Origin of the sequence: Acinetobacter sp. F-1 (assembly GCF_022869025.1) — a bacterium.
In the GTDB taxonomy this organism is placed as follows: Bacteria; Pseudomonadota; Gammaproteobacteria; order Pseudomonadales; family Moraxellaceae; genus Acinetobacter; species Acinetobacter pseudolwoffii.
This window is the reverse complement of sequence record NZ_JAJKFX010000004.1, coordinates 97,195-119,987: the sequence shown is the minus strand read 5'-3', so window position 1 is coordinate 119,987 and position 22,793 is coordinate 97,195. Positions and strand designations below refer to the sequence as shown.

The following is a 22,793-nucleotide window of genomic DNA, read 5'->3' as shown; positions in this document are numbered from 1 at the left end:
AATATGTCACAACAGCAAATACAGCAAGACATCAAATTTGCGTATTGGGTTCCGAATGTCAGTGGCGGTTTTGTCGTCAGTACCATCGAACAGCGTACCGACTGGAGCTATGAATATAACGTGCGTCTGGCACAAGCAGCAGAAAAAAGCGGTTTTGAATATGGTCTGACCCAGATTCGTTTTGCGTCAAGCTATGGTGCAGAAAACCAGCATGAATCTGTCAGCTTCAGTCATGCCTTGCTCGCACAAACCAGCAAGATCAAGTTAATTGCAGCAATTTTACCCGGGCCGTGGAAACCTGCGCTTGCGGCAAAACAATTGGCCAGCATTAACCAGCTCAGCAATGGCCGGATTGCGATTAACGTGGTCAGTGGCTGGTTCCGTGGCGAATTTGATGCGATTGGCGAAGCATGGCCAGAGCATGACCAGCGTTATGCCCGTTCAGAAGAGTTTATTCGCAGTTTGCGCGGAATCTGGAATACGGATCACTTTAATTTTGATGGCAAGTTCTATCAATTTAAAGACTATACCTTACGCCCACAACCGCTCCCGGATAAACCGGTCGAGATTTTTCAGGGTGGCAGTTCACGTGCGGCGCGCGATATGGCTTCACGTGTTTCAGACTGGTATTTCACCAATGGCAACACCCCTGAAGAGCTGAAAAAACAGATTGATGATATTCGCGAAAAAGCCCGGGCCAATAATCACACTGTAAAAATTGGGGTCAATGCCTTTATCATCGCACGTGATACTGAAGAACAAGCCAAAGCGGTGTTACAGGAAATTATTGATAAGGCCAATATCAAAGCAGTGAAAAATTTTGCTGAAGCGACACGTGAAGCCGGTGCCTCGACAACTGAAGGCGAAGGCAACTGGGCAAAATCAAGTTTTGAAGATTTAGTCCAGTATAACGACGGTTTCAAGACCAATTTAATTGGCACACCGCAACAAATTGCTGAACGTATTGTGCTGTTAAAAAATATTGGAGTCGATCTGGTGCTTTCCGGTTTCTTGCACTGTGTTGAAGAAGTTGAATATTTTGGAGAAAAGGTGTTGCCATTGGTGCGTGAGCTAGAAGCACAACAACAGCAGGTTGTGCAGGCTAAATCCGCTTAAATCTAAGTGGTGCTTATGCCCAAATATTATAATAATGACGGCACATTCTCTATTTCCCCCTCAAGGCTCGGCTTGAGGGGTTTTTTATCCGGACAGAAAACCAAGCAGTCCAGTAAAGCGCTAGCCGGATTTAGCTTTCCTGCCTACAATGGGATGCAATTGCAAGAATAGACGTTTTAACTATGTATACCGGTATTGTTCAAGGCCTGGAACAGGTCATCGAGATTCGCAAAGGCGATGGTTTTATTACCCTGTTGGTCAGTGATCAGCACGGCTTTTTTGCAGATGTGTTTATTGGCGCCAGTGTGGCAGTAAATGGTGTCTGTCTCACGGTGACCACGATTGACCGGGCGCAGAAACAGATTCATTTTGATATTTCCAATGTCACCTTGGCGCTTACCACCTTGAAAGCCTTAAAAATTGGTGATGAAGTGAATATTGAACGCTCTGCCAAAGTCGGTGCAGAAAACGGTGGACATAATCTGTATGGCCATATTGAAGGCAGGGCTAAGGTCATCCAGATTGAAGCTCGCGGTGAAACCCTGCATATCGATTTACAGATTCCAGAGGGTAATATCAAGTACTTCTTCCTAAAAGGCTTTATTGGGCTAAATGGCTGCAGCCTGACCGTGAACCGTGTCGATCGTGCCCACAGTGAAATTTCGATTGACCTGATTCCAGAAACCTTGCGTCTGACCACCTGGAAGCACATCCAGGTGGGCGATACAGTGAATTATGAAATTGACCAGATGACCCGTACTTTGGTGGATACTCTGGAAAATATTTATCAAGCCAAAGCTTAATGGTATAAAGAGACTAGTATGTGCAAAAATCAGTCTCCTATCATATTAATATTTTAATACTATTCCATCGATAGCAGATTGCCTAAAATGCAGGCTAACTCCCTGATTTAAGAAAGTACCATGCATCTGATCTGGTTCCGCCAAGACCTTCGAATTCAAGACCATGCCGCTTTGTGGCATGCCACTCAACAAGGCCCCTGTGTGGCTTTGGTGGTGCTTTCTCCTGAGCAATGGCAGTTACATCAAGATGCGCCGATTAAAATCGATTTTTATCTGCGACGGCTACAGGTTCTTAAACAGCAACTAGAACAACTGAATATTGCTTTAATTGTGCGAGAAGTCGGCTTGTGGCGTAATCTTGCTGATGAGATGTTAGCACTCTGCCAAAACTTGCAGATTGATAGCGTGCATGCGCATATTGAAGTTGGGGTCAATGAACTACAGCGTGATTTCAAGGTTCAGCAACGACTGGAACAGCAGCAGATTCGGGTCGAGCTGTATCATGATCGTACCCTCTTTCCATTGGCGAGTATCCGCAATCAGTCCAATCAACCCTATCAAGTCTATAGTGCCTTTAAGAAAAAATGCTATGAGCGGCTGATTCTCGATGTGCCTTCTGCTTATCCTGTGATTGCGTCTCAGGACTTGCTCGAATTGCCTGCAGAGCTGACACATTTTGATCTGGAAAAGTTTGCGGGTCGCTATTCAATAGAAAATTCTGAAAAACTTTGGCCCGTAGATGAAACTCATGCCCTACAGATGCTGGATGATTTTATCGAAGACCGCTTAAGCAGCTATCAAACAGATCGTGATATTCCAGCGCTTAATGGCACCAGTCAACTCTCGCCTTATTTAAATATCGGCATTCTCTCGATCCGCCAGTGCATTCAGGCGCTGTTTAAACAACATCATGGCTATTTCCAGATCGATGATCTCGGTCAACAAACCTGGCTGGATGAACTGCTGTGGCGTGAGTTTTATCAGCATACCCTGTTCGATTTTCCCCGCGTTTCCAGACATCGCCCGTTTAAAGAAAATACCGATAAAATCCAGTGGCGGCATGCACCTGAAGATTTGGCAGCCTGGCAACAGGGCCAAACCGGGATCCCGATTGTAGATGCCGGGATGCGGCAGCTACTGGCCACCGGCTGGATGCATAATCGGGTGCGCATGATTACCGCAATGTTCCTGTGCAAAAACCTGCTGATCGATTGGCGTTTGGGAGAAAGCTGGTTCATGCAGCAGCTGATTGATGGTGATCTGGCAGCCAATAATGGCGGATGGCAATGGTGTGCTTCGACGGGTATGGATGCGGTGCCTTATTTCCGGATTTTCAATCCGGTCAGCCAGTCACAGAAGTTCGACCCGAATGGGGATTATATCCGTCAGTGGGTGCCTGAACTGGCGCATCTGGATGCCAAAAGCATTCATGAACCCTATGCCAAAAACCCTGACCGTGAACTGAACTATCCAAAACCGCTTGTGGATTTAAAATCTTCCCGTGTCCGGGCAATTGAGGCTTTTAAGCAGCTTTAAAAAAGACCCATCATCTTAAAAATAATAAAACAGCTTCTCATATAGAGGCTGTTTTAATATTGGGATTAGGAATAAAAACTTGGATCAGGCACTTTTCCGGTCAGCACCCATTCTCCCACTTCCTGATATTTATAATCCACCGGATCATGCAAGGTTTGAGTCCGAACATTACGCCAGAACCGGTCCAGATTCAGTTGTGCAGTCGTTGCTCGTGCACCCATGACCTGAAAAATATTCTGGGTGATATATAAAGAGCTATTGGTGGCGGCAATTTTGGCGGTGGCAATCGCAATCGAGACTTCACCACGCTGCTCGGCAGTCAGATCAGGGCCGATATTCCAAGCTTTCTGCAAGGTCTGAATGGCTTGATCTGCCAATAAACGCACGCTTTCCAGCTGCACATAAAACTCGGCAAAATGCTTTTGGGTAAAAGGATCATTCACTGCATGTTCAGCCAAGGATTTTGACCAGGCTTTTTGGGTTTGTACGGTCTGTTTGGCAACTTCAAAAGCCCCTTCGGCGACACCGAGAAACATATGCACAAATATCAGCTGCGCAATCAATGGACGTAAACTGGAATACGGCGTACTCAGTGGCCCCGGATTGAGCAGCAATTCATCCCGGTGAATGTTGACCTGTTCAAAATGACTGGTGCCGCTGTCAGTCTGGCGCTGGCCCATATTGTTCCAGTCGCCTAGAAAGCTCACCCCCTGTCGCTGGGTAGGAATCACGCCAATCAGCAATTTTCCGGCTTCGTTATAACCTGAACACAGCAACATATCCGAATCGATCGAACCAGAACAAAAGCTTTTATCACCATGGAAAATATATTCATGCTCTGAGACTTGAATTGCCGTGGTACGACGATCCAGCGGATTGAGAGTATTGCCCCAGAACAGATTATTTTGTGCAGTCTGTGCAAACCATTTGCCATATTGCTCAGGTTGGGAGAATAGCTGTACGGTGGCAATCAATAAATGATGAAATCCATAAACATGCGCCAGAGAGCTATCGACCTGCGCCAGGGTCTGAATGGTTTTAAAAATTGTCCGCCAGTCTGCCCCCTGTCCACCATAGGCAACAGGAATAGACAAGCCGAGCAGACCACTGTTACGGATCAGGTCTCGTTCATGCTTGGGATTACCGCCCTGCTTGTCTCGCACTGCGGCAGTTTGGGCAAATTGTTCTGCAAGTTTCTGGGCAATATCGACAGGAGATTGATCTAAATATAGTGATCGTACATTCATTATTTTAACTCATGTTCAGCATGTGGGCAGCTTAGCAGATCAAGACGTTGCGCTATATTCGAAAGCATGCAGAGCTTATTCCTGATCTAAAAATACCGGCTGCGTGCAGCCGGTATTTTGCTTGTGGACTTTAGCTATTTAACGATGATTGGCTTGTACCTCTGCAATCAGATGACCCACCACTTGTGGTTCAGCCAATGTCGAGGTATCGCCCAGGCTATCCAGCTCATTGGCTGCAATCTTTCTCAAGATCCGGCGCATGATTTTCCCTGAACGGGTTTTGGGCAAAGCGGGTGCCCAGTACAGTGCATCGGGTGTCGCCACTGGCCCCAAAATCTTGCGCACCCAGCTCACCAGTTCAGCACGCAATTCATCTGAACTGGTCACGTCGGCCTGTAAGGTGACAAAGGCACAAATTCCCTGCCCTTTAATGTCATGCGGCATACCCACCACAGCAGCCTCAGCCACTGCTTCATGGGCCACCAACGCACTTTCAACTTCAGCTGTGCCTAAACGGTGTCCGGACACATTCAGCACATCATCGACCCGGCCAGTAATCCAGTAATAACCGTCTTTATCGCGACGCGCGCCATCTCCGGTAAAATAAGTACCCGGATAAGTCGAGAAATAGGCTTCGATAAAACGTTCCGGATCACCCCAGATGGTTCGCATCTGGCCCGGCCAGGAATCTTTAATCACCAGATTGCCTTCAGCTTCGCCTTCCAGCTCCTTGCCATCTGCATCGACAATCGCAGGTTGTACCCCAAAGAAAGGCCGTGTTGCAGAACCCGGTTTCAAATCAGTCGCGCCTGGCAATGGCGTAATCATAAAACCGCCGGTTTCCGTCTGCCACCAGGTATCAATGACGGGACAGCGACTTTCACCGACCACGGTGTAATACCAGTTCCAGGCTTCAGGATTGATCGGCTCACCCACCGAACCTAAAATTCTCAGGCTGCTGCGGTCACTTTCCCGCACAAAGGCATCGCCTTCACGCATCATGGCGCGGATGGCTGTCGGTGCGGTATAGAGAATGGTGACGTTATGCTTATCGACAATGTGTCCGGTACGCGCCCAGCTCGGATACTGCGGAACACCCTCGAACATAAGAGTCGTGGTGCCATTCGACAATGGGCCATACAGCACATAGGAATGTCCGGTAATCCAGCCGACATCTGCGGTACACCAAAAGATATCATCCTGTTTGATGTCAAACACTTCGCGGAAACTGCAATTCACATAAGTCAGATAGCCGCCCGTGGTATGCATCACGCCCTTGGGCTTGCCGGTCGAACCTGAGGTATACAGGATAAATAGCGGATCTTCGGCATTCATCGGTTCCGGTGGGCAAATGTCATTCACCGACATGATTTCCATGTGATACCACAGGTCGCGCCCCTCTTGCATTTCAATCGGGTTGCCGGTGCGATGCACCACTATTACATTTTGAATGGAGTCTGTACCAGCCAGTTTCAGAGCTTCATCAACATTGGCTTTTAGCGGAATCGGTTTCCCGCCACGCATACCGGAATCGGCCGTAATCACCATTTTGGCCTGACAGTCTTCAATCCGGCTGGCCAGAGAATCAGGTGAAAATCCACCAAATACCACGCAATGCACCGCCCCGATGCGTGCGCAGGCCAGCATGGCAATCGCGGCTTCAGAGACCATGGGCATGTACAGCATCACCCGGTCGCCTTTAGCAATGCCATTTTTTTTCAGCACATTGGCGAAACGGCAGGTTTCGTCATGCAACTCGGCAAAAGAAATAATCTTGTGCCGTGAAGGATGATCCCCTTCCCAGATAATGGCCGGCTTATAGGGATGTTCTTTCAGATGACGGTCCAGACAGTTGGCGCTGACATTGAGCTGACCATCAGCAAACCATTCAATTTTAAAATTGTCGGGATCGAAACTGGTATTTTTGACTTGGGTAAAAGGCTTGATCCAGTCCAGACGTTGTGCCTGTTCTGTCCAGAATGCTTCTGGCTGCTCGATGGAATGTTGATAACGTTCGAAATACTGGTCTTCAAGCGTACGTGCTGTTTTTTTAAAATCTTCGGGTACTGGATAGATCTCTTGCATATTTCACTTCCTTGATTTTGTTCTATCTCATCACGAGAGGTTAATGCTGTGTTGTTGATTGTTTTTTATGCATAATGGCAGTATGGCCTGCTTATTTCGAATCCGGCAATCATGCTTTCGTCGTAGATTATTTATTCAAATTCAAACAAAATAAAGCACAACTTACAGTACAGAATATTCTGCATAACTGTGTATGATCTGTAGCAATGCCCTTTAAAAAATAGAATTTAGCTCTCGCTCTTATTTCATTTTGTTCAGTTCAGGATCATATTTATGAAATCGCCAGAATCTCCCTATTTCACCCCTCCCGCTTTAGTGGCAACGGATCATCCCTTGTCGATAAAAGGCCGTTTCGGGCGTCTGAGTTTTATTGCGTGGTCAGCATTTCTACATTTCATCTTCCTGTTTAGCAGTATTGCGCTGGGCTTAAGTATTGATATTGTGAATATTGCAGTCCATTCAATGGATTCTAACTGGCTGCTTTCACTACAAGGCTTGGCCGGTATCGGCGTGCTGATCATGATTCTGGCCTATGCCTATTTCGCTTTAGTGGTGACCGTTCGCCGTTTGCATGACATGAACCGCAGTGGCTGGTGGGCGCTGCTGCTGTTGCTGCCCTTGGTGAACATTTTTGTATGGCTTTATATCGTTTTTGGTTCGGGAGATCGCGGCATAAATGACTATGGTCCTGCGCGGATGACCCTGCTCTGGGAAAAGATGCTGGCCTGGCTGATGATTGTCCTGATACTACTGAGCCTATTGGGATCGCTGGCTTTATTGGGTTATATGAGCGGTGGAGAACAGCCACATATCCCGCCTGAGATCATGCAAAAAACCACACAATATTTTTAACAGCCGTCTGCTTGTTTTTAGGAAATATCCATTCCTGGCGGATAGCGCTTCTTAATTTTTTGCTCAACATCAGGCAAAATAGGCAAAATTTAAATGATGGAATTTTTGTGGCAGAGCAAAATAATACCTTAAGCCAGGTCACTGAGGGCACCACGGAGTTGTTGCATCAGGCAACTGAAAAAACCACCCAGACCGTGATTGAACATACTGCCAAATACAACGATGCCTATAGCACCATTGACAAGATCATGGAAGGTTTCTGGGAACGTGTGCCTTATTTCGGTATTGCGCTGGTGGTCATTGTCATTTTCTGGCTATTGTCAAAACTGTTTAAGTTTTTTGTGCGCAAAACTTTAGAGAACCGCTCTTATACCCGCCAGAATCTGGTATTGGTCCTGAACCGTGTCGGCAGTACCTTTATTATTTTCTTTGGTGTTTTGATTGGACTGGTCATTGCCGTGCCTGGCTTTACCCCGGGTCAGCTCATGAGTGCCCTCGGGATTGGTTCAGTCGCCATTGGTTTTGCCTTCAAGGATATTTTCCAGAACCTGCTTTCTGGTGTGCTGATTTTACTCGGTGAACCATTCAAGATTGGCGATGATATTATCGTCAATGGCATGGAAGGCACAGTCGAAGATATCCAGATTCGTGCGACTTTTTTGCGCTCACCGGATGGCCGCCGTATCGTGATTCCCAATGCCACGGTCTATACCAGTGCCGTGACGGTAAACACGGCCTATACCCGCCGTCGCTGTGAGTTTGTAGTGGGCATTGGCTATGAAGATGATATCCAGAAAGCCAAAGACCTGATTACCGCCATTTTAGATAAAGACCCGACCATCCTCAGTCAGCCGGGCTTTAGTGTCAATGTCACGGCGCTGGCTGATTTTTCCATTACCTTAAAAGCGCTCTGGTGGGTCGATACCACTGAGACAGGCACAGGAACCTCAATCAGTGCGGTGCAGGAACGCGTGATTCAGGCATTTGCCGAACATCATATTTCAATTCCTTATCCGGTACAGGAAGTCAAAGTCTATCGCGGCGAAGGCAATGAAGATGCCTCAGCTCGTGCTAAACAGTCGACCTAGAACATAGGGAATCACGGTTTCAGTGCGGAGAATACGGTTGCCCAGACTCACAGCCTGGCAGCCGTTTTTAACCAGTAAATCTACTTCATAAGGAATGAATCCACCTTCCGGGCCGATGATCATCGTACAAGGATGCGGAATCGCAAAAGGCATGGATTGTTCGGCATAAGGATGTGCCACATAAGCGGGTCGGTCAGCCGTAATCAAACCCGGCAAAATATCTTCAACAAAAGGCTTAAAACGTTTATACAGCTCGATTTTCGGAGCTATTGTATCCCCGGCCTGTTCCAGTCCCAGCTCGATATAATGATTTAACTGCTGTAAAAATGGGGTTTGCCAGTAGCTTTTATCGACGCGGTAGCTATGCAGTAAAATGATTTTTTCCACGCCCAAAGTGACACTGTCCATGATCAGACGGCGCAGCACTTTCGGCCGTGGCAAGGCCACAATTAAAGTTAGGGGTAATTTTTTTGGAACAGCATCCTCTTGAAGCGGTTTTAGTCGCACTGCCTTTTCAGAAATCTCGACAATCTCGGTGAGATAACGCTGACCTTCCAGCACTCCTACTTTTAATGTACCTCCCACCTGAATCTGTAGATGTTGCTGTAAATGTTCCAGTTGCCGAGTTGAGGTAATGGACCAAAGTTCAGTTTCGGTTTGACGTGGATCAAGCAGGACGATATTCATAAAATTAAAAGAAACCAAAAAAATTTAGAATAGGATTATGACCAAAACTGCAGATACTAAAAAAACCTTATTAGAATCTCAGACGACATCTACTATTTAGACCGGCGGCAAGGATGCCGCCCGCGGTACTGAGGTACAGGAAGTACCTTCAGTACCGCAAAGGATTTTTGCTACTTTTAATCCCTTAAAAGTAGAACCCCTCTACAAATGACCAGTTATCCCAGAAAGGTAGATTGGAGAGTATGACTAGCACACACTTAGAGATACTGATCAATCACCTGAATATGCTTAGCAAGCGATCCCGTATTTAACTGCATAATTTGCTGCGCTGCTGCATTCAAATTTTCCGCCTTGACCTGATCTCGTAAAAGTTCCAGTAATATATCTGTAGCCTGCTGGGCATCCTGCACCACTGCGACTGCGTCTGCCTGAACAAACTCATCTACGATCGTCTGAAAATTAAAATAGTTTTTGCCTAAAACAGTCGGCACATTCAGCGCAATCGGCTCCAGAATATTATGTCCACCACCTGGCTCGTTCAACGAACCACCGACATAACAGGCCTGACTCAAAGCATACCAGAGCCACATTTCCCCCATCGAATCCGCCAGATAAACCTGGGTATCTGCTTCAATGTTCTGGGCCAAACTACGGCGCTGAGTTATTAAATTTAAACTCTGTGCAGCCTGAAACACCTCATCAAAACGTTCCGGATGACGGGGTACGACGATACATAAAAGTTTTGGGTTGCTATCTAAAGCCGATTTTAAAGCGCTTAGAATGTCTTTTTCTTCAGGCGCATGGGTACTGGCCAGTATCATAATTTTGCGACCTGCCAGTTGCCATGCTTGCTTCAAGTTTGCAGCATGTTCTACAAAACTTTGTGGTGCAGTAATATCAAATTTGATATTGCCCAAAACCTGGGTTTTTTCGGCGGTGATCCCCAACTCGATATAACGCTGCTGGGTGGCAGTATCTTGTGCCAAAAGCTGACTTAACTGCTGTAGCATGCTCCGGGTCAGACCTTTAACCCTGGCATAGCCCTTGGCCGACTTTTCCGAAAGACGCGCATTTAACAAAATCGTGGCTACATCAAACTCTGGTGCCTGATCCAGCAGATTCGGCCAAAGCTCGGTTTCCATCAGCAATAACAGTTTTGGCTGATACTGCTGATAAAAATCACGGATCAGTACTTTCTGATCAGCAGGTAAATAGACCGCTTGAAATAAATCCAGATAAGGTGCTTTTAAAAAAAGTGATTTGGCCCGTGCCTGACCGGTTTTGGTGGTATTGGTGACCAGCACCGGATGACCCGATTTTAAATAATGTTCGATGAGAGGCTGGGCAGCATTGGTCTCACCGACCGAGACCACATGAAACCAGATGGCATGCAGATTTTTGGGCGGCTGAAATGGGCCGAAACGTTCTGTCAGTTCTTGTTGTAATTGTTCAGGATCGGTCGCACGTTTACGAATACGCGATTGATATAAGGGTTTAATCAGAGCTAACGCTGCGTTATACCAAAATGGAGTAGCCAAATGCGCCTCGAAACAGATTCAATCGACAAAATATAACAGAGCCACATCGACATGTTAATCGATGTGGCTCATTTTTAGATTATTCTACAGTAGTTAAAGCGTCTGCTTCAGCCAATGTCGGATAATCAATATAGCCTTCTGCGACATTGGTTCCGATCATATTTTCCAGCTTTAGTTCATTTAGCGGTGCATCTTCGAGTAGGCGCTCGTATAAATCCGGATTGGCAATATAAGCCTTACCAAAAGCTACCGCATCTGCTTTGCCTGAAGCCAGCAATTCAATCGCATCGTCACGACTTAAACGCATATTGGCCATATACGGCACGCCGTTTGAACGCTGTTTCATATACTCCGAGATACTGTCTTCCGCCAGATATTCACGGGTAAAGAAGAACGCGATCTGGCGCTTGCCCAACTGTTCCATGACATAACCGAAGGTTTCACGTGGATCATTGTCGCCCATATCGTGTTCATCGCCACGCGGTGCCAAATGAATTCCGACACGGCCTGCACCCCAGACATCAATCAGTGCATCCATGACTTCCAGCAGGAAACGGGCACGGTTTTCGACTGACCCCCCGTATTCATCTTCACGCTGGTTGGTCTTAGTTTGCAGGAACTGGTCAATCAGATAACCATTGGCGGCATGCAGCTCAACCCCATCAAAACCGGCAGCTTTGGCGCAAATTGCCGCCTGTTTATATTGTTCGGTAATGGCATGAATTTCTGAAATTTCCAGCGCACGCGGCAACACATAAGGACGTTTTGGACGCAATAAACTGACATGACCGGCCTGTTGTACACTGCTCGCCGATACTGGCGTTTCACCATTTAACAGTTCTGGATCAGACACACGCCCCACATGCCACAGCTGCGCCACAATCAGGCCACCTTGGTCATGCACCGCTTGAGTCACCTGCTGCCAGCCTGCTACCTGCGCATCAGTAAAGAGACCAGGAGTATTGCGGTAACCATTGGCTTCTTCAGAAATCACCGTGGCTTCAGAAATGATTAAACCGGCACTTGCACGTTGTGCATAGTATTCGGCCATCATTGGCGTTGGTACGCGGTCGTCAGTTGCACGACTACGCGTAAGCGGTGCCATGATGACACGGTTTTTAAGTTCTAACGCGCCAAGCGTTAAAGGAGAATTTAATTCAGCCATCGGTACTCCCACCTGTTGGATTAAAGGTGTTGTTGCATATAGTCGATATATTGCTGAATCAAAGCTTCATTACGCGAGAAATAAGACCATTGTCCGTGCTTGGTCGCGGTGATTAAACCGGCCTGCTGCAAGACAGACAAATGATTGGACATGGTGGACTGAGAGACTTGTCCTAACTTTTCAATCTGCCCTGCACAGACCCCGCGTTGAAAGCCGCCACACTCTTCCACAGACAGATATTGTTCTGGCGATTTCAACCATTCCAGAATCTGCCGACGTATCGGATTGGCTAAGGCTTTAAAAATTAGATCAAGATCCATAGGTACATCACAATCTGTGGCGTAACAAAATTTGTTTCAGCATCTAAACCGATTATATCGCATTTTATCGATTTATATATCGATAAATTTAGATATAAGAGTCACAGTCTGTACTAACTTGGTTACGCCAGCTATTTAAACAATTTCTTACAAGCCCTGTTTCAAGCTTGCTTCGATAAATTTATCCAGATCGCCATCCAGAACCGCGCCGGTATTGGAACTTTCGACACTGGTACGTAAGTCTTTAATACGTGAATCATCCAGAACGTATGAACGAATCTGGCTTCCCCAGCCGATATCAGACTTGGTATCTTCCAGCGCTTTTGCAGCATCATTACGAATTTGCATTTCACGTTCATAAAGTTTGGCGCGTAACTGCTTCCAGGCATGGTCGCGGTTGGCATGCTGTGAACGCTGGTTCTGACAGGCCACTACAATCCCGGTCGGTGCATGCGTTAAACGAACCGCAGAATCCGTTTTGTTAATATGCTGACCACCGGCACCCGATGCACGATAGGTATCGGTACGCACATCTGCCGGATTAATTTCGATCTCAATATTGTCATCGACTTCAGGCGAAACAAACACAGCCGAGAATGAGGTATGACGACGGTTGCCCGAGTCAAATGGCGATTTACGCACTAAACGATGTACGCCTGACTCGGTACGTAACCAGCCATAGGCATATTCACCGTCTACACGAATCGTCGCTGATTTAAGCCCTGCGACATCGCCGTCCGATTCTTCCATGATTTCTGCTTTAAAGCCATGGCGTTCAATCCAGCGCAGGTACATCCGCATGAGCATCGATGCCCAGTCCTGCGCTTCAGTACCACCCGAACCGGCCTGAATTTCTAAATAACAAGGATTAGGATCCATCGGATTGTTGAACATACGACGGAATTCAAGTTTAGCCAGTTCTTCTTCAGCTGTAGTCAGTTCAGCCTGTACATCTTCCAGTAAGCCTTCATCATCCGCTTCCACTGCCAGATCAAGCAAGGCCTGCGCATCTTCAAGCTGTGTGGTCAAACCATCCAGCACATTTAATACGTTCTCAAGTTCGCCTTTTTCTTTGGCCATGGCCTGGGCACGACTCTGGTCATTCCAGATGGTGGGATCTTCTAATTCACGCAGGACTTCTTCTAAACGCTCTTTTTTCAGATCGTAGTCAAAGATACCCCCGTAGTGTTTGACCACGTTCGTTTAAGTCTTTTAATTGGTTTAGATACGGATTAATTTCCACGTGAATTACTCTCAATCAAAATTAGGCACAAATTATTTAGCCCCATATTATAGCACAGTCTATTTCTGCTATTTCAGTGTGGTGGATCCAGTCCAAAGCTCGAATGTCATCCCAATTTAGAGTTATGTTTTCGTCAGGAAATTTTTGACAATTGAATCGGTTATTAAATGTCGTTTTGATCTGAAGCTTGATCGGATTTCGCATCTCGCATTCATTATCAAAATATAGTTTTTCATTTAATTTTATCGTCTAAAAATATCTACCAAATTGAATAAAAAATCAGCAAATTCAATACATTCCACAATATCTACACAGTTTTAATAAAACACTACATTATAAATTTAATTTTATTATTCAGTTACTTATTTAGAAAAGATTACATAAGATTACGCTATTCACATTGCTGTAACTTTCCTTTGATTGACGATCTTTGAAATTGCTCTAGACTGAAAGTTGTAACAAAAAGTGTAATGTTTTTAACTAAAGATTTGAGGGGTAGTAACCATGAAAAAATTAGCGATTGCTTCGGCACTACTTTCAGCAATAGCAATGACAGGTACAGCAGCACATGCTTACCAGGCAGAAATTGGTGCATCAGCAGGAGTAATTGACCCGGATTTCGGCGGAACTAGCGGTTCTTTCGGTGTCGATGGTAAATATTACTTCAATCCAGTTCAAACACGTAATTCACCATTAGCAGAGGCAGCGTTCCTTGATCGTGCCAGCAATGTAAGCGCTCAATATCAATATGATGAAATCGGTAATGATGACCGTCATCGTTACGGCGTAGGCGCTGAATATTTTGTACCAAATTCAGACTTCTACCTAAGTGGTAATGTTGGTCGTGATGATGTTAAACGCGACGTTGGCCCTAACTTTGATCAAACCGTTTATGGTGCTGAAATCGGTTACCTTCCAGCACCGGGCCTATTAATTGCTGCCGGTTTAAAAGGTTATGATAATGACTATGATGACGGCGTAGATCCAACATTACGTGCTAAATATGTGACTACACTTAGTAATGGTAAAGATATCAACCTGGAAGCTGGCGCAGGCTTTGGTGATCTAGATGAATACAATCTGGCAGCAGACTATTTTATCGATAAGACACTCAGTGTTGGTGTAGATTATGCAAGTAAAGATCTTGGCCCTACAGATACCAATGAGTTCGGGATCAGTGCTCGTAAATTCATTAACCAGCAAGTGAGCCTGGAAGGTCGAGTTGGTTTTGGTGAAGTAGGCAACAATGATTACAACAAATTTGGTGTAGCAGCGAAATACCGCTTCTAATCTAAAACCACAGATTAGCCATTTATAAAAAAACCCATCCTCGGATGGGTTTTTTTATTGCACTTTTAACCAGCATTTAGGTATTTTTTGCACATTGACTGAACGAATATAAACTGTACAATTTGTTACAACTGTTAATAATACAGTCATATTTTTATAACAAAGAGAGAAATCTAAATGCTTAAGAAACTTGCTCTTGCTACAGCGCTTCTTGCTGGCCTGGGAACTGCACACGCTTACCAAACTGAAGTTGGGGCTTCTATTGATCTTATTGATCGTGACCAAGGTGGTTCAGATGTAGGTTTTGCTATCGATGGGACTTACTACTTCAACTCGGTCCAAGTCAAAAATTCGCCTTTGAATGAAGCTGCATTTTTAAACCGTGCCAGCAATGTGAATGGTGTATTAAGCTATCAAGATGATTCAGACACGTTTGGCATTGGTGCTGGTATTGAATATTTTGTTCCAAATTCAGACTTTTATTTAAGTGGTAATATTACTCATTTTGATAATGACGCTGGTGACATAACTGGTTACGCTGCTGAAGCGGGTTATTTACCTGTTCCTGGCTTATTAGTAGCACTTGGTCTTGTAGGTATTTCTGAAGACAATGCAGACGATGAAATTGATCCAACTTTACGTGCTAAATATGTAACACAAGTCGGTCAATACGATATGAACTTCGAAGGTGGTGCAAGTTTTGGTGATATCGATGCTTATAACCTAGGTGCGGATTTATATCTCGATAAAACTTTCAGTGTTGGCTTAGGATTCTCTGACTCAGATCTAGAAGGTAATGATGTCTTTACCATTCGTGCCAAGAAATTCTTTAACCAACAAGTTAGCTTAGAAGGTTCGATTAATTTTGCTGATAATGCTGATACCTTTGGCGTACGTGGTGCATACCGCTTCTAATCTCTCCGATTAAAAGCAAAAAAACCGCTCAAGTGAGCGGTTTTTTATGGCCTATTGTTCTAAATGGATAATCCGCATTTGCAGGCTGACATTGCCATTAAAGACATTTTTATCCAGCTCATACACCAAGCGCGTATCTTTCATCGGATCAAATTCATATTTATCGGCTGCATTGAAGGCGATCGCATCAATCACCTGCCCATTTTCCAACGCCACGCGTAATTTAAGATGTACATCTTTGAGCCAACGATAGTCCATAATCTTGAAGATCCCTTCAAAAATAGGTGGAGGGAATTTTTGCCCCCACGGACTTAAATTTTGCAGGATATCGACTGTTTCGATCTGGAAAGCCGAAGCGGATAGCTCCCCATCCGTCCATAAAGTCGCAGTGAATAAATCCGCGTCCATCGTAGCAATCAGTGCTTCAAAGACCTGCTTAAATTCAGCAAAATTTTCTTTTTTCAGGGTTAAACCCGCTGCTGCTGCATGCCCGCCAAAATGACTGACTAAATGTGGATATTGCTCCGCCACCTGTTCAATCGCATCACGGATATGAATCCCGTCAATCGAACGCGCTGAACCCTTGATATGTATTCCATCTTCATCTGCCGCAAAGACAATACTCGGACGATGAAATTGCTCTTTTAAACGCCCCGCCACAATACCAATGACACCTTGATGCCAATGCTGTTCAAACATGATTAATGCAGCCGGCAATTCAGTTTCGTCCAGCTGGATTTTCTCAAGTTCGTTTAAAGCGTCCTGCTTGATTTTAGCTTCGACCTGACGGCGTTCAACATTCAGTTGATTCAACTGTTCGGCCAGTGGATAGGCGTTTGCCAGATCCGGCGCCAATAGACACTCGATCCCGATGTCCATGGTTTCCATCCGTCCGGCTGCATTAATTCGCGGCCCTAAGACAAAACCGAGATCTTGCGCTTTTAGACCTGCCGGATCACGTTTTGCAATATCCAGTAGCGCACTGACCCCTGCGCGGCACTGCCCTTGCTGAATCCGTTTCAGGCCCGCATCGACCAGAATCCGGTTGTTATAGTCCAGACTGGCGACATCGGCATAAGTACCGAGTGCCACCAGATCAAGATAATGAATAATTTGAGTGGTCGATTTTCCAAGTTTTTTGCGATGGGTCGACAGATTGGCCAGCACATAAAACGCCACCCCGACCCCGGCCAAGGCTTTGCTGGGGAAATCACAACCGAGCTGATTCGGATTGACCACCGCTTCGGCTTCAGGTGTCGGCTTGGTGGTCAGATGGTGATCGGTAATGATCACCTGCATGCCATGATCTTGCGCCTGTTTCACTCCTGCATGGCTGGAAATACCATTGTCCACGGTAATCAATAAATCCGGAGTAAAATTAACAAAAGCCAGATCGGCAATGGCCGCAGTCAGACCATAACCATATTTAAAACGGTCTGGTACCAGATACTCGACATTCGCCCCCATATCACGTAGAGCCAGCACCATGAGTGCAGTACTGGTTGCACCATCGGCATCGTAATCGCCGACAATCACGATTTTCTGCCCACGATCAATTGCCTGATCGATCAACTGAATCGCATCCGTCAGGCCTTTCATGGTCGGTGCCAGCAGATGCTTGAGTTTAAGCTCAAGTTCCTGCTCGGACTCCACCCCTCGACGGGCCAGAATTTCAGCCACAAACGCTGGAACACCCTGAAAATTTTCAGGACGGGTCAAAAAGGGGCGCTGCTTAATCTCGAGTTTTGGCATGATTTTTGGCATAATCAAGGCATCAAGCGTTGCAATTGCCATGCACCATCAATTTTCTCATAGCTTAAACGGTCATGCAAACGGTTCGGACGGCCCTGCCAGAATTCATAATAATCGGGTTCGAGACGATAACCGCCCCAGAATTCCGGTTTATCCAGCTGTTGCTGATTCGCCACCTGATTATGCAAGTCCCAGAAACGCTGTTGCAGCTCTTCACGGCTGGCAATTACCCCACTTTGCGGGGTGCTGATATGCGCAGCAATCTGGCTGTCACGTGGGCGTTTATGATAGTAATCAGTCGACTCCTGTTCAGAAATCTTGATGACTTTACCACTCACCCGAATCTGACGTTCCTGATCCTGCCAATAGAACAATAATTCAGCATACGGATTTTCGGCCAGATCCAAACCTTTTTGGCTGTCATAATTAGTATAGAAATCATAGCCTGCTTCAGTCGCCCCGCGCAGCAATACGGTACGCACATGCGGACGACCTTGAGCATCCGCCGTTGCCAATGACATGGCATAGGGTTCATGCAGCTTCGCTTCTAGTGCATGGTTAAACCATTGCAAGAACTGCATATGCGGATTCGGGTTGACCTGCTGTTCTTGCAGCTCGCCTTTCTGATAATTCAGGCGTAGCTCACTCAGATCTTTGATCAGATCACTCATTCTTTCTTCCTCTAAGCGGCATTGGCACGTACAGCATCAGCTAATGAATTTGCCAGTGCAGTCACTTCACTTAAATCTTCGCCTTCCACCATGACACGAATCACCGGTTCAGTGCCTGATTTACGAATCAACAAGCGGCCACGCCCTTTAAGCTGCTGTTCGGCTTTTTCAAATTCAGCGGCCAAGGCCGGTACTGAATAAGGATCAAACATGGCATCTAAACGCACATTGACCAGGACATTTGGCAACAGTTGAAAATCAGCCACCAGCTCATGCAGGGCTTTCTTCTGTTCAACCATGACTGTCAGCACTTGCAAGGCGGCAATAATGGCATCGCCGGTGGTGCTCTTGTCCAAGGTCAGAATATGCCCAGAAGGCTCGCCACCAATCGTCCAGCCGTTTTCTTCCAGACCTTGCAACACATAACGGTCGCCGACTTTGGCACGTAATAATGGCACTTGAGCTTTTTCCAGTGCCAGTTCCAGTGCCATATTGCTCATTAAGGTACCGACGATACCTGCCGGCTTTTTCGAGCTTTGCGTGGCAAGAATATACAGAATATGGTCGCCATCAATCAGCTTTCCAGACTGATCCACCAGAACTACACGGTCGGCATCGCCATCAAAAGCAACACCTAAGTCGGCCTGATGCTGGATCACGGCTTGTTGCAAGCTTTCAGGATGAGTCGAACCACAGTCTTTATTGATATTTAACCCGGTCGGTTCATTATGAATGGCAATCACACGTGCGCCCAGCTCACGGAACACAGCAGGCCCGACGTTATAGGCGGCACCATTGGCACAATCCACCACAATGGTGAGTTCATTCAAGTCCAGATGATAGGGGAAAGTCGATTTACAGAATTCAATATAGCGACCATTGGCATCTTTGACCCGGATACTTTTACCCAGGCTCGCGGTATCTTCAATGATGAAATCTTGTTCGAGTTCCTGATTGATTTCTTCTTGCAAGGCATCCGGTAATTTCTTGCCTTCCGCCGAGAAAAACTTAATACCGTTATCGAAATACGGATTATGCGAAGCAGAAATTACAATTCCCAGGCTGGCATGCAAGGCGCGGGTCAAATGGGCAATCGCCGGTGTTGGCAGTGGGCCTAAAAGATGAACATAGACGCCAGCCGCATTTAAACCTGCCTGCAAGGCGGCTTCCAGGATATAGCCAGACAAACGGGTATCTTTACCCAAAACCACCAAGGGCTTGGCTTTTTTACTATGACGCTTTAAAACCTTACCGGCTGCAAACCCCAATTTCAGGGCAAACTCAGGGGTAATCGGCAATTCGCCAAACTTTCCACGAATACCATCCGTACCAAAATAACTCATCTTTATCTCACTTCTTAGCGGATGATTGATCTCACCCATTTTTTCCCTGTGCCACACTTTACACCAAAATAAAAAAGCCGTCATTTGCATGACGGCTTTTAAAAATTTTAAATCACAGGAGATTAACCCACGCGATAGTTGGGTGCTTCTTTGGTAATGGTCACATCATGCACATGTGATTCCGACATACCGGCAGAAGTGATTTTCACAAACTTGGCATTTTGACGCAGGTCTTCAATCATCGCAGAACCGGTATAACCCATCGAAGAACGTAGGCCGCCCATCATCTGATGCACGATATTGCCCATTGGACCTTTGTACGGTACACGACCTTCAATGCCTTCAGGAACCAATTTCTCGGCACCGGCTTTAGAGTCCTGGAAGTAACGGTCAGCCGAACCGGTTGCACCCGCCATGGCACCCAACGAACCCATACCGCGGTAGGCTTTGTAATAACGGCCCTGGAAGAATTCAACTTCGCCCGGTGCTTCTTCAGTACCGGCCATCAATGAACCGACCATAATGGTACTTGCACCCGCACCAATCGCTTTGGCCATATCGCCAGAGAAACGGATACCACCATCCGCAATCAACGGAATCTGATCTTTCAGCGCATTGGCTACAGAATCGATTGCAGAAATTTGCGGCATACCAATACCGGCCACAATACGTGTGGTACAGATTGAACCCGGACCAATCCCGACTTTAACCGCATCCGCACCTGCATCAAGCAAGGCCAATGCAGCATCGCCAGTTGCGATGTTACCGCCAATCACCTGAACTTGTGGATAGTTGGCTTTCACCCAACGTACCCGTTCGATCACACCCGCAGAATGACCATGTGCTGTATCGACAACAATCGCATCGACACCGGCTTCAACCAGCGCTTCAACACGGCTTGGAGTTTCTGCACCGGTACCGACTGCAGCACCGACACGTAGACGACCTAAATCATCTTTACAGCTGTTTGGATAAAGTTCAGCTTTACGGAAATCTGTCACCGTAATCAAGCCTTTCAGCTCTTGCTGATCATTCACCACCAATACTTTTTCAATACGGTGCTGCTGTAATAAGGCTTGGATATTTTCTTTCGATTCGCCTTCGCGAACTGTTACCAGACGATCCTGACCAGTCATGATGTTGCTGACTGGCTGCTCAAGATTGGTTTCAAAGCGTGTATCGCGACCTGTCACAATACCGACCACTTTGCCATCTTTCACCACTGGTACACCACTGATATTGTTGGCTTGAGTCAAAGCAATCAATTCACGTACTGTGGTTTCAGGAGTAACTGTAATCGGGTCTTTGACCATACCCGCTTCGAATTTTTTCACACGGCGCACTTCTGCAGCCTGAACAGCGATATCCATGTTCTTGTGCAAAATACCGATACCACCGTTTTGCGCCATTGCAATTGCCATACGGGACTCAGTCACCGTATCCATCGCTGCAGACACAAGAGGAATATTCAGGTTAATGCCACGGGTCAGGCGTGTCTTTAGAGAGACATCTTTTGGGAGAACAGTAGAATAGGCAGGGAGTAATAGGACATCATCGAAGGTTAACGCGTCTTGAACGATGGTCAACATAACAGTCTCACTGGTAATTTCCGTGCACTATTATAAACAAATATCGACTTAAATTTCATTGCAATTGCAAAATTATTTTTGCATTAAAATAGTTTTGAGGGCTGGATTTTTTCCAGTGAATCAATTTGAGAAATACGACATCAGAAAAGAACTGACCACAGTAGCCTGATGCTTGAACTCAATCCCGATACTTTAAAAAGCTAAAAAGCAGAGCCTAAACTCTGCTTTGGGTCGATTTAGCTGACGTATTCAAAACTGTCATCATTGTCAGCTTCATCATTTTCAATCTGAATAAAAGGCAACATATTATGTGCCAAACGGGCTTTATTGCATTGATCATCGGCGATCTGTACTTCTTTGCAGGATGAACTGCGCAGCTCATACATACCGCAACTGACCTGCTGGCCGATGGTGCCATCCAGTGCAATACAGCGTGGATTTTTTTGATTGGTTCCAGCCATACATGAATAAACTGCTGTTACAGGTTCCGTATAATGCTCAGGCATATGAATCCCTTCAGCCCAGTAAAACGAAACCCTGAAATAGGCGCAGCACGCCCCGCAGCTTAAACATGCATCTGGTGTTGGAACTTGAGATAACATTTCTTATAAGTTCTCATGATCAAAAAAAAGTTTTTTGGAGAAGAAATATAAAAAATGTTGTTTTTCTACACAAGAAAAATTTTATTTTTCTGTGAACTATTCAGGACAGGTAAAAACAGTTTCGTCCATCAGGTCGGTGCCACATTGCAGCGTTTCAATCCAGTCCAGAAACTGGGTGATCTGCTCTTTACCCATAAAAGGCGTGCCATGCTGCGGCACAATCATCTCGATATCCATGCCCCGCACCATGTTCACCCAAAGACGAATCACCTTGTTATTGCACATATAACGCTGATGAAAGCTTTTCATTTTTGGGATATGCGCCGCAAAGTTTTCCAATGGTTTGGCAGCATCATCGACCATCGATGCGCCCATATCTCCCGAAAACAGGATCTTGGCAATCGGATCATAAAACTGGAAATTGCCCACCGAATGCAGAAAATGCGCTGGCACCGCCACAATATTGGCATTACCCAGAGGAATGATCTGGCCGTGATCCGGGAGTTCGACCAGCCGATCCAGCCAGTTGCCTTTCATCCGGTCACTCATAAAGGCCGAGTTTAAATGTGGCAAGAAACGCGCCCAGAGCTTGGAAGCCACCACTTTGGCATCGGTATATACCAGCCAGCGCGGCATGGAAGTGATAATGTCCGGGTCCTGATGTGAAGCCATGACATAGTCCAGATGGGTCAAGCGGGTGTATTTATTCAGCTCCATGGTCAGCGGAACATAGGTCAAATCGCCACCCGGATCGAGTACCGCAGCGCGCTCATTGTCAATAATCAAAAACTGGTTTGCCTGAACGCCTTCACCTTTGACCAGACTGGTAAAACTAATGCATTTATGTGTCCCGTTATCAAACAGGACTTGCGATGTGGTGCGCTCAAAAACCATGTAAATTCCCCAATTTATAGTTAAAACTGCTGTTTTATACCCGTACAACATATAAGG

General features: G+C 46.1%; 20 protein-coding genes. 7 read left to right on the top strand and 13 right to left on the bottom strand.

Annotation, left to right across the window (positions count from 1 at the left end):
* Positions 1–3 precede the first annotated feature (3 nt).
* The 3 genes from sfnG (at position 4) to LOZ91_RS05700 (ending at position 3,455) form a co-directional block, all read left to right on the top strand.
* Positions 4–1,116, top strand: coding sequence for a dimethylsulfone monooxygenase SfnG (gene sfnG / locus LOZ91_RS05710; RefSeq protein ID WP_244782789.1), 1,113 nt, complete (start codon positions 4–6; stop codon positions 1,114–1,116).
* A 182-nt stretch (positions 1,117–1,298) separates the two neighbouring features.
* The gene (locus LOZ91_RS05705) at positions 1,299–1,919 is read left to right on the top strand and encodes a riboflavin synthase subunit alpha (protein ID WP_100329499.1); all 621 of its coding nucleotides are present in this window, start codon (positions 1,299–1,301) and stop codon (positions 1,917–1,919) included.
* A gap of 120 nt (positions 1,920–2,039) precedes the next feature.
* On the top strand, positions 2,040–3,455 hold the full coding sequence (locus LOZ91_RS05700) for a deoxyribodipyrimidine photo-lyase (protein WP_244782788.1): 1,416 nt from the start codon (positions 2,040–2,042) through the stop codon (positions 3,453–3,455).
* 65 nt (positions 3,456–3,520) lie between these two features.
* Here the strand turns inward: LOZ91_RS05700 and LOZ91_RS05695 are convergent, their stop codons facing one another.
* Both LOZ91_RS05695 and acs read right to left on the bottom strand, forming a co-directional pair.
* Complete coding sequence (locus LOZ91_RS05695; RefSeq protein WP_244782787.1) at positions 3,521–4,702, bottom strand: acyl-CoA dehydrogenase family protein; 1,182 nt, start codon at positions 4,700–4,702, stop codon at positions 3,521–3,523.
* A 138-nt stretch (positions 4,703–4,840) separates the two neighbouring features.
* Complete coding sequence (acs, locus tag LOZ91_RS05690) at positions 4,841–6,787, bottom strand: acetate--CoA ligase (protein ID WP_244782786.1); 1,947 nt, start codon at positions 6,785–6,787, stop codon at positions 4,841–4,843.
* Between the two features lie 273 nt (positions 6,788–7,060).
* Between acs and LOZ91_RS05685 the strand changes: the two genes are divergently transcribed.
* Both LOZ91_RS05685 and LOZ91_RS05680 read left to right on the top strand, forming a co-directional pair.
* Positions 7,061–7,639, top strand: coding sequence for a DUF805 domain-containing protein (locus LOZ91_RS05685; protein WP_074383875.1), 579 nt, complete (start codon positions 7,061–7,063; stop codon positions 7,637–7,639).
* Positions 7,640–7,746: 107 nt separating this feature from the next.
* Positions 7,747–8,727, top strand: coding sequence for a mechanosensitive ion channel family protein (locus LOZ91_RS05680; protein WP_005095073.1), 981 nt, complete (start codon positions 7,747–7,749; stop codon positions 8,725–8,727).
* Here LOZ91_RS05680 and LOZ91_RS05675 read toward each other — a convergent pair.
* The 5 genes from LOZ91_RS05675 to prfB all read right to left on the bottom strand — a co-directional run bounded on the left by LOZ91_RS05675 (position 8,701) and on the right by prfB (position 13,680).
* Positions 8,701–9,414, bottom strand: a complete 714-nt coding sequence (locus LOZ91_RS05675; RefSeq protein ID WP_244782785.1) for a 16S rRNA (uracil(1498)-N(3))-methyltransferase — start codon at positions 9,412–9,414, stop codon at positions 8,701–8,703. The two genes, LOZ91_RS05680 and LOZ91_RS05675, sit on opposite strands and share 27 nt — an antisense overlap.
* 257 nt (positions 9,415–9,671) lie before the next feature.
* Positions 9,672–10,952: a 3-deoxy-D-manno-octulosonic acid transferase gene (locus LOZ91_RS05670; RefSeq protein WP_244782784.1), complete on the bottom strand. Its 1,281-nt coding sequence runs from the start codon at positions 10,950–10,952 to the stop codon at positions 9,672–9,674.
* Positions 10,953–11,031: 79 nt separating this feature from the next.
* Positions 11,032–12,117, bottom strand: coding sequence for an alkene reductase (locus tag LOZ91_RS05665; protein ID WP_005173209.1), 1,086 nt, complete (start codon positions 12,115–12,117; stop codon positions 11,032–11,034).
* Between the two features lie 20 nt (positions 12,118–12,137).
* A complete protein-coding gene (locus LOZ91_RS05660) occupies positions 12,138–12,437 on the bottom strand; it encodes a metalloregulator ArsR/SmtB family transcription factor (RefSeq protein ID WP_005173210.1) in 300 nt (99 codons plus the stop codon).
* Between the two features lie 147 nt (positions 12,438–12,584).
* A protein-coding gene (gene prfB / locus LOZ91_RS05655; RefSeq protein WP_100329506.1) for a peptide chain release factor 2 occupies positions 12,585–13,680 on the bottom strand; the annotation gives its coding sequence in 2 pieces (ribosomal slippage) (positions 12,585–13,607 and positions 13,609–13,680; 1,095 coding nt in all).
* 504 nt (positions 13,681–14,184) lie between these two features.
* Between prfB and LOZ91_RS05650 the strand changes: the two genes are divergently transcribed.
* Together LOZ91_RS05650 and LOZ91_RS05645 are read left to right on the top strand one after the other, a co-directional pair.
* On the top strand, positions 14,185–14,970 hold the full coding sequence (locus tag LOZ91_RS05650; protein WP_244782783.1) for a putative porin: 786 nt from the start codon (positions 14,185–14,187) through the stop codon (positions 14,968–14,970).
* Between the two features lie 177 nt (positions 14,971–15,147).
* The gene (locus tag LOZ91_RS05645) at positions 15,148–15,885 is read left to right on the top strand and encodes a putative porin (protein WP_244782782.1); all 738 of its coding nucleotides are present in this window, start codon (positions 15,148–15,150) and stop codon (positions 15,883–15,885) included.
* 51 nt (positions 15,886–15,936) lie between these two features.
* Here the strand turns inward: LOZ91_RS05645 and recJ are convergent, their stop codons facing one another.
* From recJ to LOZ91_RS05615, 6 genes are all read right to left on the bottom strand, one after another.
* Complete coding sequence (recJ, locus tag LOZ91_RS05640; protein ID WP_244782821.1) at positions 15,937–17,637, bottom strand: single-stranded-DNA-specific exonuclease RecJ; 1,701 nt, start codon at positions 17,635–17,637, stop codon at positions 15,937–15,939.
* Positions 17,638–17,651: 14 nt separating this feature from the next.
* Positions 17,652–18,308 carry a pyridoxamine 5'-phosphate oxidase gene (pdxH, locus tag LOZ91_RS05635; protein ID WP_005173224.1) on the bottom strand — a complete coding sequence of 219 codons (657 nt, stop codon included), beginning with the start codon at positions 18,306–18,308 and terminating at the stop codon, positions 17,652–17,654.
* 11 nt (positions 18,309–18,319) lie between these two features.
* The gene (gene glmM / locus LOZ91_RS05630; RefSeq protein WP_074383868.1) at positions 18,320–19,651 is read right to left on the bottom strand and encodes a phosphoglucosamine mutase; all 1,332 of its coding nucleotides are present in this window, start codon (positions 19,649–19,651) and stop codon (positions 18,320–18,322) included.
* Between the two features lie 122 nt (positions 19,652–19,773).
* Positions 19,774–21,240, bottom strand: a complete 1,467-nt coding sequence (gene guaB / locus LOZ91_RS05625) for an IMP dehydrogenase (protein WP_180000222.1) — start codon at positions 21,238–21,240, stop codon at positions 19,774–19,776.
* Positions 21,241–21,476: 236 nt separating this feature from the next.
* The gene (locus tag LOZ91_RS05620; protein ID WP_074383866.1) at positions 21,477–21,842 is read right to left on the bottom strand and encodes a YkgJ family cysteine cluster protein; all 366 of its coding nucleotides are present in this window, start codon (positions 21,840–21,842) and stop codon (positions 21,477–21,479) included.
* Positions 21,843–21,938: 96 nt separating this feature from the next.
* Positions 21,939–22,736 (bottom strand): MBL fold metallo-hydrolase, encoded by a 798-nt coding sequence (locus tag LOZ91_RS05615; RefSeq protein WP_244782781.1) that lies wholly within the window; start codon positions 22,734–22,736, stop codon positions 21,939–21,941.
* Positions 22,737–22,793: the final 57 nt, after the last annotated feature.

What these genes read in the sequence shown, in the direction of transcription:
- sfnG (WP_244782789.1), top strand. Translation starts at nt 4, where the DNA reads ATGTCACAACAGCAAATACAGCAAGACATCAAATTTGCGTATTGGGTT.
- LOZ91_RS05705 (WP_100329499.1), top strand. Translation starts at nt 1,299, where the DNA reads ATGTATACCGGTATTGTTCAAGGCCTGGAACAGGTCATCGAGATTCGC.
- LOZ91_RS05700 (WP_244782788.1), top strand. Translation starts at nt 2,040, where the DNA reads ATGCATCTGATCTGGTTCCGCCAAGACCTTCGAATTCAAGACCATGCC.
- LOZ91_RS05695 (WP_244782787.1), bottom strand. Translation starts at nt 4,702, where the DNA reads ATGAATGTACGATCACTATATTTAGATCAATCTCCTGTCGATATTGCC.
- acs (WP_244782786.1), bottom strand. Translation starts at nt 6,787, where the DNA reads ATGCAAGAGATCTATCCAGTACCCGAAGATTTTAAAAAAACAGCACGT.
- LOZ91_RS05685 (WP_074383875.1), top strand. Translation starts at nt 7,061, where the DNA reads ATGAAATCGCCAGAATCTCCCTATTTCACCCCTCCCGCTTTAGTGGCA.
- LOZ91_RS05675 (WP_244782785.1), bottom strand. Translation starts at nt 9,414, where the DNA reads ATGAATATCGTCCTGCTTGATCCACGTCAAACCGAAACTGAACTTTGG.
- LOZ91_RS05665 (WP_005173209.1), bottom strand. Translation starts at nt 12,117, where the DNA reads ATGGCTGAATTAAATTCTCCTTTAACGCTTGGCGCGTTAGAACTTAAA.
- LOZ91_RS05660 (WP_005173210.1), bottom strand. Translation starts at nt 12,437, where the DNA reads ATGGATCTTGATCTAATTTTTAAAGCCTTAGCCAATCCGATACGTCGG.
- LOZ91_RS05650 (WP_244782783.1), top strand. Translation starts at nt 14,185, where the DNA reads ATGAAAAAATTAGCGATTGCTTCGGCACTACTTTCAGCAATAGCAATG.
- LOZ91_RS05645 (WP_244782782.1), top strand. Translation starts at nt 15,148, where the DNA reads ATGCTTAAGAAACTTGCTCTTGCTACAGCGCTTCTTGCTGGCCTGGGA.
- recJ (WP_244782821.1), bottom strand. Translation starts at nt 17,637, where the DNA reads ATGCCAAAACTCGAGATTAAGCAGCGCCCCTTTTTGACCCGTCCTGAA.
- pdxH (WP_005173224.1), bottom strand. Translation starts at nt 18,308, where the DNA reads ATGAGTGATCTGATCAAAGATCTGAGTGAGCTACGCCTGAATTATCAG.
- glmM (WP_074383868.1), bottom strand. Translation starts at nt 19,651, where the DNA reads ATGAGTTATTTTGGTACGGATGGTATTCGTGGAAAGTTTGGCGAATTG.
- guaB (WP_180000222.1), bottom strand. Translation starts at nt 21,240, where the DNA reads ATGTTGACCATCGTTCAAGACGCGTTAACCTTCGATGATGTCCTATTA.
- LOZ91_RS05620 (WP_074383866.1), bottom strand. Translation starts at nt 21,842, where the DNA reads ATGTTATCTCAAGTTCCAACACCAGATGCATGTTTAAGCTGCGGGGCG.
- LOZ91_RS05615 (WP_244782781.1), bottom strand. Translation starts at nt 22,736, where the DNA reads ATGGTTTTTGAGCGCACCACATCGCAAGTCCTGTTTGATAACGGGACA.